Source organism: Streptomyces sp. NPDC006208 (assembly GCF_040613775.1).
GTDB lineage: Bacteria > Actinomycetota > Actinomycetes > Streptomycetales > Streptomycetaceae > Streptomyces.
The window spans coordinates 58,945-68,923 of record NZ_JBEXSW010000048.1; the positions used below are offsets into that span (position 1 = coordinate 58,945).

Annotated in this window: 8 protein-coding genes and 3 pseudogenes; 6 read left to right on the forward strand and 5 right to left on the reverse strand. The window is 70.2% G+C overall.

Annotated features, from left to right (window positions below; translation table 11 throughout):
• Positions 1-125: 125 nt before the first annotated feature.
• Positions 126-1,016 (reverse strand): annotated as a pseudogene (locus ABZ208_RS31535) (RHS repeat-associated core domain-containing protein); the annotation flags it as partial.
• 208 nt (positions 1,017-1,224) lie between these two features.
• On the opposite strand from ABZ208_RS31535, the gene ABZ208_RS31540 reads away from it, so the two are divergent.
• Positions 1,225-1,932 (forward strand): SDR family oxidoreductase, encoded by a 708-nt coding sequence (locus ABZ208_RS31540; RefSeq protein WP_356912875.1) that lies wholly within the window; start codon positions 1,225-1,227, stop codon positions 1,930-1,932.
• A 1,078-nt stretch (positions 1,933-3,010) separates the two neighbouring features.
• On the opposite strand, the gene ychF is transcribed toward ABZ208_RS31540, so the two are convergent.
• The gene (ychF, locus tag ABZ208_RS31545; protein ID WP_328396948.1) at positions 3,011-4,099 is read right to left on the reverse strand and encodes a redox-regulated ATPase YchF; all 1,089 of its coding nucleotides are present in this window, start codon (positions 4,097-4,099) and stop codon (positions 3,011-3,013) included.
• Positions 4,100-4,283: 184 nt separating this feature from the next.
• Between ychF and ABZ208_RS31550 the strand changes: the two genes are divergently transcribed.
• On the forward strand, positions 4,284-4,868 hold the full coding sequence (locus ABZ208_RS31550) for a DUF6542 domain-containing protein (RefSeq protein WP_356912880.1): 585 nt from the start codon (positions 4,284-4,286) through the stop codon (positions 4,866-4,868).
• 137 nt (positions 4,869-5,005) lie between these two features.
• Here ABZ208_RS31550 and ppgK read toward each other — a convergent pair whose 3' ends face one another.
• Positions 5,006-5,746 (reverse strand): polyphosphate--glucose phosphotransferase, encoded by a 741-nt coding sequence (gene ppgK, locus ABZ208_RS31555; RefSeq protein WP_356912876.1) that lies wholly within the window; start codon positions 5,744-5,746, stop codon positions 5,006-5,008.
• Between the two features lie 67 nt (positions 5,747-5,813).
• Positions 5,814-6,806, reverse strand: a complete 993-nt coding sequence (locus ABZ208_RS31560; protein ID WP_328396954.1) for a 4-hydroxy-3-methylbut-2-enyl diphosphate reductase — start codon at positions 6,804-6,806, stop codon at positions 5,814-5,816.
• Between the two features lie 237 nt (positions 6,807-7,043).
• Here ABZ208_RS31560 and ABZ208_RS31565 point away from each other — a divergent pair.
• The 4 genes and pseudogenes from ABZ208_RS31565 to ABZ208_RS31580 form a co-directional block, all read left to right on the forward strand.
• A pseudogene (locus tag ABZ208_RS31565) lies at positions 7,044-7,577 on the forward strand (amino acid permease); the annotation flags it as partial.
• 69 nt (positions 7,578-7,646) lie between these two features.
• Positions 7,647-8,855 (forward strand): exodeoxyribonuclease VII large subunit, encoded by a 1,209-nt coding sequence (gene xseA, locus ABZ208_RS31570; RefSeq protein ID WP_356912877.1) that lies wholly within the window; start codon positions 7,647-7,649, stop codon positions 8,853-8,855.
• Positions 8,856-8,884: 29 nt separating this feature from the next.
• Complete coding sequence (locus ABZ208_RS31575; protein ID WP_356912878.1) at positions 8,885-9,127, forward strand: exodeoxyribonuclease VII small subunit; 243 nt, start codon at positions 8,885-8,887, stop codon at positions 9,125-9,127.
• A 124-nt stretch (positions 9,128-9,251) separates the two neighbouring features.
• Entirely contained in the window at positions 9,252-9,842 is a 591-nt protein-coding gene (locus tag ABZ208_RS31580) for a malonic semialdehyde reductase (RefSeq protein ID WP_356912879.1), read from the forward strand.
• Between the two features lie 43 nt (positions 9,843-9,885).
• Here the strand turns inward: ABZ208_RS31580 and ABZ208_RS31585 are convergent.
• A pseudogene (locus tag ABZ208_RS31585) lies at positions 9,886-9,979 on the reverse strand (RNA-guided endonuclease TnpB family protein); the annotation flags it as partial.

A 9,979-nucleotide genomic window follows, 5' to 3' on the forward strand; every position in this document is an offset into this window, starting at 1 on the left:
CGCCCAGCACCTGGGCCATCCGGTCCCGGAGGCCCCTACGCTGCCAGGCCTGTGCCCCATGGGAGATCCACAGGTCACCGGCCGACGTGCGGCGTAGGCCGTTCCGTCGGCCGCCAGGTGCTGCTGGTCATCGGCAGGATGTCGTCGGTGCCGTCGACCCGATTGGGGCGCATCTGGTAGGTGAAGCCGATCGGCGCCAGCTGGATGTCCGTGCCGGTCTTGCCGGTGCGCTGGAGGGACTTGAGGGTGAGCACCTGGTCGGAGGTGTCACCGATGTCGCCGCCGTCGAGGTACTGCTGGGTGAACACCCAGGAGTCCACGGACTCGTACTTGTTCGCGGCCGCCGACCAGACGGAGGTGGCGACACCCGTCAGGCGCTTGCGGCTGAAGAAGGACGGTGCCGAGGAGTCGCAGTCGTCGTCGTCCTTGGAGCAGATTGCCTCGAAGGGAACGTCGGGCCAGTTGTCCGATGTGTCCTTGGTGAGCGAGGAGCAGTCCGACGCGGTGCAGCGTTCGGCGTGCGCGAAGGCCACCTTGGCGTCGGCGTCGTCGGTGAACAGGGCGCCCTTGCGCAGGCCGTACCTGATCTCCTTCAGGTAGCCGCCGCGGGTGTAGACGGCGCTCGCCTTGGTGGCCTTGTTCTTCTTGTAGTGGTTCTCTTCCTTCTCGTACCAGTAGGTGGAGGCATTGCCCTTGGTGTCCTCCACGTAGTCGAGGTTCCAGCGCCAGGCCTGGGTCAGGGAGCGGTCGTCGAAGGAGTCGCCCTCGGAGTAGCCGGGCTCGCCCGAGTCGTCGCCGAAGACCGGGACGGTCCAGACGGACTCGGTGCGCTGGGTGTCCGCGCCGTCCAGCTTGTTGAGGCCGAAGACGTACTTGGTGCCGTCGCCGCTGATGACGGTCCAGTGCTCGCCGTTGTCGTCACCGTTCGCCGCGCCGGTGGAGCGGATCACCTTCGAGGCGTCGTCGCCCTGGAGCCGCCAGGTACCGGATGCGTCCTTGACCAGCCGGGACGACTGTGGACCACAGGCGTCGGGCCCGGCGGTCACCCGAGGACGGGATCCGGCCGGCTTTGCGGACTCCGGCGCCCGGTTCGGCCGGCGCTCAACGCGCCCCATCCCGTGGGTGAGTGCGCACCCGCGCGGTCACCGTCGACGGTTGTTGACATCGAGTGCACTCCAAATGCTGAAATCCCTTTGTCCAAGCACCAGTTGCACAGGGGGAACCATGCCCGAGCACGTCACTCCCGTCACACTGATCACCGGCGGCGGCAGCGGAATCGGAGCCGCGACAGCCCGCCGGCTACTGGACCTGGGCCAACGGGTGGCCATCACCGGCCGGAACGCGGACCGGCTGAACGGCCTCGCCTCGGAACTGGGTTCACCCGACACACTGTTGACGCTCCCCGGCGACGCGGCGGACCACGTATCGGTCCTGTCGGCGGTCGACACTGCGGTCAAGGAATTCGGCCGCCTGGACACGGTCGTCGCCAACGCGGGCTTCGCCACGCACGACACCCTCGCCGACGGCGACCCGGCGGGCTGGCGCGAGATGGTCCTGACGAACGTGCTCGGCCCGGCCCTGCTGATCCACGCCGCGCTGCCGCACCTGAAGGAGACCCGCGGCAGGATCGTCCTGGTCGGCAGCGTGGCAGGCGTCCAGAACACCCCGGGAAACATCTACGGCGCGACGAAGTGGGCGGTCACGGGCCTCGCGGAGAACACGCGCCGCATGGTGACGGCCGACGGCGTCGGCGTCACTCTGGTCGCCCCCGGCCGGGTGGAGACCCCGTTCTGGGACACCCTGGGCAATCTCCCCGACGGCCTTCTGCTGACGGGCGATCAGGTCGCCGACTCGATCGTGTGGGCGATGGGCCAGCCGCACGGCGTGGACATCAACACCGTGATCATCCGCCCGATCGGCCAACCGGTCTGACCCACGGGCCTCGGGGGGCCTGGCGCCTCTTCCGGCGAGAGCGCACCGTCGCCCCGACAGGGGGCGCGACGCTGCGTGCGGGCGCTGACGGTAGCCCGATGAGACTGTTGTGCTGGCCCGATCTGTGGATTCGCGGGCGTGCCTGTCGTATGAGCGGCGGATGTGACTCAACGATGCCCGGGGAGGCGACACAGGGCCTCTCCCGGCGGCCACAAGCCTCGGTCCGCGATTCACAGAGAGCGTGGGGCACTCATGAGTCTTGACGGCAGGAACCGGTGCCGCCTCGGTCCGCTTCCGCAACGGGCCGGGGTGCTCGCCGGGAGCGCGGTGGCATCGCTGGCACTTCTCATGCTGGGCCACGGTGTCCCCGCGATGGCTGCTCCGCCCACTGTGCGCGCGATGACCGACGACACGGCAGCCGGGTCGGACGGCGAGAGATGCGACCTCGTCAACGCGATCGGGGCAGAGGGCGACAAGCACTGCAGGGGCAAGATCGGCCCCACCGGCCCGACAGGCCCGGCCGGACCCACCGGCCCGACAGGGGCTACCGGACCGACCGGGCCCACGGGCCCGGTAGCGACCCAAGAAGTCCTCAGCGACACCGTCGCCCTTGCTCAGCCGGGCGGCACCGCGACATCCACAGCCACCTTCGGGTTGAGAAGGTTGGTCACGAACCCTTGCCGCCAGCCGCCGAACAGGGTGTCGCCGGCGCCTGTCGCGGGCCGGGACCGCGGTCCCGGTCCCGGTCCCGGTCATCAGCCTGCCACCCGCCCACACCAGGTACGCGACGCTGCCCCGGCCCAGCGAAGGTGGCATATGCGAGGTGAGACGCCGTCAGCAGCGCTGTCACACCGAGCGAGGTGAGGACGCCCCAGGCCAGCGTGCCGCTCTGGATGCCGACGACCACACCCCAGGCGCGGCTGCGTTGCCCGAGCGCCGCGGTCCGCACGATGAGCGCGGTGTCCAGCCCGGGAGTGAGGGTGTCGGCACGGGAACACGGAAGGGGTCGGACTCTGGAGAGTCCGACCCCTTCTGATCTGCACGCTTGACGATTCACCTGGCATGCAGTGCGGCACCGTCACACGTTGAAGCGGAACTCCACCACGTCGCCGTCCTGCATCACGTACTCCTTGCCCTCCATACGCGCCTTGCCCTTCGCACGGGCCTCCGCGACCGAGCCCGTCTCCACCAGGTCGGCGAAGGAGATGACCTCCGCCTTGATGAAGCCCTTCTGGAAGTCGGTGTGGATCACACCGGCCGCCTCGGGGGCCGTGGCGCCCTTCTTGATCGTCCAGGCGCGGGACTCCTTCGGGCCTGCCGTGAGGTAGGTCTGCAGGCCGAGGGTGTCGAAGCCCACGCGAGCCAGCGTCGCCAGGCCCGGCTCCTCCGCGCCCACGGACTGGAGGAGCTCCATGGCGTCCTCCTCGTCGAGCTCGGCGAGGTCCTGCTCCAGCTTGGCGTTGAGGAAGATCGCCTCGGCCGGGGCGACCAGCGCGCGCTGCTCGTCCTTGAAGCCGTCGTCGACCAGCTCGTCCTCGTCGACGTTGAAGACGTACAGGAACGGCTTGGTGGTCAGCAGGTGCAGGTCGTGCAGGAGCTCCGCCTTCTCCGAGCCCTGGACGATGCCCTGCGAGAAGAGCGTGTTGCCCTCCTCCAGGATCGCCTGGGCGGCCTCGACGGCCGCGACCTTGGGGGCCACGTCCTTCTTGATGCGGGCTTCCTTGGCCAGACGCGGCAGGACCTTCTCGATGGTCTGCAGGTCCGCCAGGATCAGCTCGGTGTTGATCGTCTCGATGTCGTCCTTCGGCGAGACCTTGCCGTCGACGTGGACGACGTTCTCGTCCTTGAAGGCACGGATGACTTGGCAGATCGCATCCGATTCACGGATGTTCGCCAGGAACTTGTTGCCCAGGCCCTCGCCCTCGCTCGCACCGCGCACGATGCCGGCGATGTCCACGAAGTCGACCGTCGCGGGAAGGATCCGCTGCGAGGCGAAGATTCCGGCCAGCTTGGTCAGCCGGGCGTCCGGAACGCCGACGACGCCCACATTCGGCTCGATGGTGGCGAACGGGTAGTTGGCCGCCAGCACGTCGTTCTTGGTCAGGGCGTTGAACAGGGTCGACTTGCCGACATTCGGCAGGCCGACGATTCCGATCGTGAGCGACACGTTGGCGACTTCCTGGAGTGAGGACTGGCTGGTGGCCGTACAGCCCGGAGGTGGGCCGATCTCCCAGTTTACGGGCGGGCCGAAGCAGGCTTCGACGGCTCCGGTCGTCGAACTCAGTGCCAACGTCATCCAAAGGGCGTGTCTGGTACCTGTTTCCGGCCTCCCGGCAACCTACGTTGGTCAGGTGGAGCAGCACAGGACAAGTAGCCCCCAGCCCCGGCAGCGGCCGCAGGCCCCGTTGTCACCGCAGGGCACGCTCGCCGAGGGTCCCGCCGTGATTCCCGTGCCGGTCCGGCCGCCCCGGCAGGTGCCGCCGATCGTGCCGTTGCTGCGGCGGCTTCCCAACCCGCGGCTGACCGGCCTGGGGGCCGGGCTGTTCGGGGCCGCCGTGATGCTGGCGCTGGGCAGCCTGAACCAGCTGATCCTGGGCGGCTCGGCCGTGGTCTACGGGCTGCTGTTCCTGCCGGTGAGCGCGCTGACCGCACTGTGGGTGCGGGAGGCCGACCTGGTCACGGCCCCGATCACCGTACCGATCTCCTTCGCCGTCGGGATCGTGCCCATCTCCGGCGGCAGCGGCGGCTTCGGCGGGCAGGCGATGGCCGTGGTCACCGCGCTGGCGGTGCACGCGGGCTGGCTGTACGGCGGCACGCTGATCGCCGGGGTCATCACGTGCGTACGGAAGGTCCGGGTGATGATGGGGCGCCGCAGCCGTCGCGGCCGCCCCGACGGGGCCGGTGGTCCGGGCGGCGGTCCCGCCCGCCGCCGCTGAGCCGGCCGGGGGCGTGAAGGCGTACGGCTCCGACCGACTGCACCGCCCCCATCGGGGACGGTGCTCGGCCGCCTGCGGCCGGTGCGGGGTGACGCACTCGTGCCGCCGGAGGTTCCCGCCGGTCGGGCCTGCCGCCGCTAGCGGCCCGCCGCCGCCATCGCCGCGCCCACGATCCCCGCGTTGTTCTGCAGCTCCGCCGGGACGATCTCGGCCCGCACGCCTTCGATCAGCGGCAGGAACTTGTCCGCCTTTCGGCTGACGCCGCCGCCGATGACGAACAGCTCCGGCGAGAACAGCATCTCCACATGGGCAAGGTATTTCTGGACCCGCCGGGCCCAGTGCTCCCAGGTGAGATCCTCACTGTCCTTGGCCTTCGTCGAGGCGCGCTTCTCCGCGTCGTGGCCGTGCAGCTCGAGATGGCCCAGTTCCGTGTTGGGAACGAGCCGGCCGTCGATGAAGACCGCGCTGCCGATGCCCGTACCGAGCGTCAGCAGGATCACCGTGCCCTTGCGGCCGCGTCCGGCCCCGAAGGTCACCTCCGCCACACCCGCCGCGTCCGCGTCGTTCAGGATCGTGACGGGCAGACCGCCGATGCGGTCGCCGAGCAGTTTCGCCGCGTCCTTGTCGACCCAGCCCTTGTCGACGTTGGCGGCGGTGCGCGTGATGCCGCCGGTGACGACGCCGGGGAAGGTGATGCCGACGGGGCCCGTCCAGCCGAAATGGCCGATCACCTCGGCGACCCCGTCCGCCACCGCATCCGGCGTCGCCGGATGCGGTGTGAGGACCTTGTGACGCTCCTGCGCCAGGTCGCCGCGCTCCAGGTCCACGGGAGCGCCCTTGATGCCTGATCCGCCGATGTCCACTCCGAACACGTTCATGGACACAACGTTACGGCCCGGCGCTGACAGTCACCGCCCGCGCGTGCACATTCTCAGGGGGATCGGGCTACTTTCCGGAGAGGTCGGCCGCCTCCGCCCGCAGATCGCGGCGCAGCTCCTTGGGGAGCGAGAAGGTGATCGACTCCTCCGCCGCCTTGACGATCTCGACGTCCTCGAAGCCGCGCTTGGCCAGCCACTCCAGCACATCCTCGACCAGCACCTCCGGCACCGAGGCGCCCGAGGTGAGGCCGACCGTCGTCACACCGTCCAGCCATGCCTCGTCGATCTCCTCGGCGAAGTCCACCAGGTGGGCGTCACGGGCACCGGCACCCAGCGCGACCTCGACCAGGCGGACGGAGTTCGAGGAGTTCTTGGAGCCGACCACGATGACCAGGTCGGCGTCGGCGCCCATCTGCTTCACCGCGATCTGGCGGTTCTGCGTGGCGTAGCAGATGTCGTCGCTCGGCGGCGAGATGAGCTGCGGGAACTTCTCCTTCAGCGCGCCGACCGTCTCCATGGTCTCGTCGACGGAGAGCGTGGTCTGGGAGAGCCAGACGACCTTGGACGGGTCACGGACCTCGACGTTCGCGACATCCTCGGGGCCGTCGACCAGGGTGATGTGGTCGGGGGCCTCGCCGGAGGTGCCGATGACCTCCTCGTGGCCCTCGTGGCCGATCAGGAGGATGTCGTAGTCCTCGTTCGCGAAGCGGACGGCTTCCTTGTGGACCTTGGTGACCAGCGGGCAGGTCGCGTCGATGGTCGCGAGCTTCCGCTCGGCGGCCTCCTCGTGCACGGTCGGCGCCACGCCGTGGGCGGAGAACATCACGATGGACCCCTCGGGGACCTCCGCCGTCTCGTCGACGAAGATCGCGCCCTTCCGCTCCAGAGTCTGTACGACGTACTTGTTGTGAACGATCTCGTGGCGGACGTAGATCGGTGCCCCGTACTGCTCCAGGGCCTTCTCCACGGCGATCACGGCACGGTCCACGCCCGCGCAGTAACCGCGGGGCGCGGCGAGCAGGACGCGTCGGGCAGGAGTCGAAGCAGTCATGCGACCCATCGTAAGGCCGCGCAGAACAGCCACGTGATCGGCCACCGGCACCGGACCGGCCGTACCCGAGCGGGTGATGGGCCCATGGAGGGACGCGACGACGGCACGGGACGCGCCGCAGCGGAGGGACGGCGGTGCGAGCGGTCCGGCCGGCCCGGGCGGGGCGCATCGCGGTGCGGGCGACGGTGGCGGGCTGCGACGCACGCTCGGCTTCCTGGACCTGGTCGTGTACGGGCTCCTGCCCTGCAGGGCGCGGCCTTCCACGACGCCGTGGACGCCTCGGTCGGCACCTGGCTGCACGACCTGGTGGTGGTGAGCAAGGCGATCGGCGCGGCGTTCGCGGCGCCGACCGCTCAGGCGGCGGGCCGGCTGCTGTTCGCGATGGCCCGCGACCGGAGGCTGCCGCATGCTCTTGCCCGCACGGATTCGGGCGTGCCGCGCCTCGCGCTGCTGGTAGCGGCGGCGGTGACGACGGTCGCGGCGCTGTGGGCGGCCCGGCGCGACGACGGCCTGGACCATCTGGTGTCGGTGGTCGACATCGGGGCGCTCACGGCGTTCACGCTGCTGGATGCCGGCGTGATCGGCTGGTTCGTGGAGCGGCGTATGAACGGGGAGCCGGACCGGCTGCGCCATCTGGTGGTGCCGCTGGTCGGGGCGCTGGTCACGATCGCGGTGATCGTGGAGGCGGCAGGCTCGGCGCAGGTGGTGGGGGTGGTGTGGCTGGGGGTGGGTCTGATCGTGCTCTCGGTGCAGTGGGGCCGGCGGAGTGCACCCGCGTAAGGGATCCGGGACCGGTGCGGCCGGTTCGGGTCGGCCGGGTTGTCGGAGCCGGCCGATACGCTCGCCCGTATGGCTCTCAACACGTCCGCGGACGCCCCGCTGCCCGTCGGCGAGGTGTCGCGGCTCATCGGGGGGTGGATCGACCGGCTCGGCTTCGTCTGGGTCGAGGGGCAGATCACCCAGCTGTCGCGGCGCCCGGGCGCCGGGGTCGTCTTCATGACGCTGCGCGATCCGTCGCACGACATCTCGGTGGGCGTCACCTGCTTCCGGCAGGTCTACGAAGCGGTCGCGGACGTGCTGTCCGAGGGCGCCCGGGTGGTGCTGCTCGCCAAGCCTGAGTGGTACGCGCCCCGCGGACAGCTGTCGCTGCGGGCGACCGAGATAAGGCCGGTGGGGATCGGTGAGCTGCTCGCCCGGCTCGAGCAGCTGAAGCGGTCGCTGGGTGCCGAGGGGCTCTTCGCGGTCGAGCGCAAGAAGCCGCTGCCGTTCCTGCCGCACCGGGTGGGCCTGGTCTGCGGGCGTGCCTCGGCGGCCGAGCGCGACGTACTGGAGAACGCGCGGCGGCGCTGGCCCCATGTGCGCTTCGAGGTGCGCAATGTGGCCGTGCAGGGCGTGCATGCCGTCACCCAGGTCGTCCAGGCCGTCAAGGAACTGGACGCGCTGCCGGACGTCGACGTGATCATCGTGGCCCGCGGCGGCGGCAGCGTGGAGGACCTGCTGCCGTTCTCGGACGAGCAGCTGATCAGAGCGGTGGCCGCCTGCGCCACGCCCGTGGTGTCCGCGATCGGGCACGAGCCGGACTCTCCGCTGCTGGACCTGGTGGCGGATCTGCGGGCGTCGACGCCGACGGACGCGGCGAAGAAGGTCGTCCCGGACGTCGGCGAGGAGCTGGAGCGGGTGCAGCAGCTGCGCGACCGGGCGCTGCGTCATGTGCGGGGACTGCTGGAGCGGGAGGAACGGGGGCTGGCCCATGCGCTGGCCCGGCCGTCGATGGAGCATCCGCACCGGATGGTGGACGAGCGGGAGCACGAGGTGGAGGCGCTGGTGGCCCGCAGCCGACGGGTGCTCGGGCATCTGCTGGACCGTGCGGACTCGGAGCTGGCGCACACCCGGGCCAGGGTCCTGTCGCTGTCGCCGGCGGCGACGCTGGAGCGGGGGTACGCGGTGCTGCAGCGCACGGACGGGGCGGTGGTGCGTTCGCCGGACGAGGTGGCGGTGGGCGACGAGCTGCGGGCGAGGGTGTCCGAGGGCGAGTTCGCGGTACGGGTGTCGGAGTGAGTACGAACGGGGCGAATAGGGTGGGCGGCATGGCAGCGAGGACGGAAGAGAGCACGCTCGGCTACGAGCAGGCGAGGGACGAGCTGATCGAGGTGGTACGCCGGCTCGAGGCGGGCGGGACGACGCTCGAGGAGTCGCTGGCGCTGTGGGAGCGCGGCGAGGAGCTGGCGAAGGTCTGCCGCCACTGGCTGGAGGGCGCCCGTGCCCGTCTGGACGCCGCTCTCTCCACGGGCGCGGACGACGGTGCGGACTCGGATTCCGCCGAGGAGTGAGAGCGGGGCGGAGGGCGCGAGAGGTGATCCGGGTCACGATCGCCATGTAGTTGAAATTTAATGTACCGAGGTGCGGTTGGAAGCGCCGTAAAGCTCCTGCATGCACCGGAAGGTACGCCAGCACATGTCTCTCGTTCTCGACTCCGCCGCCCAGGACCTCCTCTTCCGCGAGGCCCGCACCGCCAACACGTTCACCGACGAGCCGGTGACCGAGGAGCAGGTCCAGGCGATCTACGACCTGGTCAAGTTCGGCCCGACCGCTTTCAACCAGACGCCGCTGCGTATCGTCCTGGTCCGCTCCGCGGAGGCGCGCGAGCGCCTCGTCACCCACATGGCAGAGGGCAATCAGGCCAAGACCGCCGCCGCGCCGCTGGTCGCGATCCTGGCCGCCGACAACGAGTTCCACGAGGAGCTTCCGCGACTGCTGCCGCACTTCCCCCAGGCCAAGGACATGTTCTTCAGCGAGCGACCGGCGCGTGAGTCGGCCGCCGGTCTGAACGCCGCGCTGCAGGCCGCGTACTTCATCGTCGGTGTCCGGGCCGCCGGCCTGGCCGCGGGCCCGATGACCGGTTACGACGCCGCGGGGATCCAGAAGGAGTTCCTGGACGGCGACCACACCCCGCTGATGGTGGTCAACATCGGCAAGCCGGGCGAGGACGCGGCGTTCCCGCGCTCCCCCCGCCTGTCGTACGACGAGGTCATCACCACCGTCTGAGCGATCCACGCACGGCGGAGGCCGCCGCACCCGGTCCGGGTGTGAGCTGTCCGGACTGCTGCCCGTACTTCACGCTCGTCTTCGAGGCGTGTCGGTAGGCGTCGCGACGTTCTTGCAAGGCCCCGTTGTAGAGGGAG

What these genes read in the sequence shown, in the direction of transcription:
- ppgK (WP_356912876.1), bottom strand. Translation starts at nt 5,746, where the DNA reads ATGAACGTGTTCGGAGTGGACATCGGCGGATCAGGCATCAAGGGCGCT.
- ABZ208_RS31560 (WP_328396954.1), bottom strand. Translation starts at nt 6,806, where the DNA reads ATGGGTCGCATGACTGCTTCGACTCCTGCCCGACGCGTCCTGCTCGCC.
- xseA (WP_356912877.1), top strand. Translation starts at nt 7,647, where the DNA reads ATGGCTCTCAACACGTCCGCGGACGCCCCGCTGCCCGTCGGCGAGGTG.
- ABZ208_RS31580 (WP_356912879.1), top strand. Translation starts at nt 9,252, where the DNA reads ATGTCTCTCGTTCTCGACTCCGCCGCCCAGGACCTCCTCTTCCGCGAG.
- ABZ208_RS31540 (WP_356912875.1), top strand. Translation starts at nt 1,225, where the DNA reads ATGCCCGAGCACGTCACTCCCGTCACACTGATCACCGGCGGCGGCAGC.
- ABZ208_RS31575 (WP_356912878.1), top strand. Translation starts at nt 8,885, where the DNA reads ATGGCAGCGAGGACGGAAGAGAGCACGCTCGGCTACGAGCAGGCGAGG.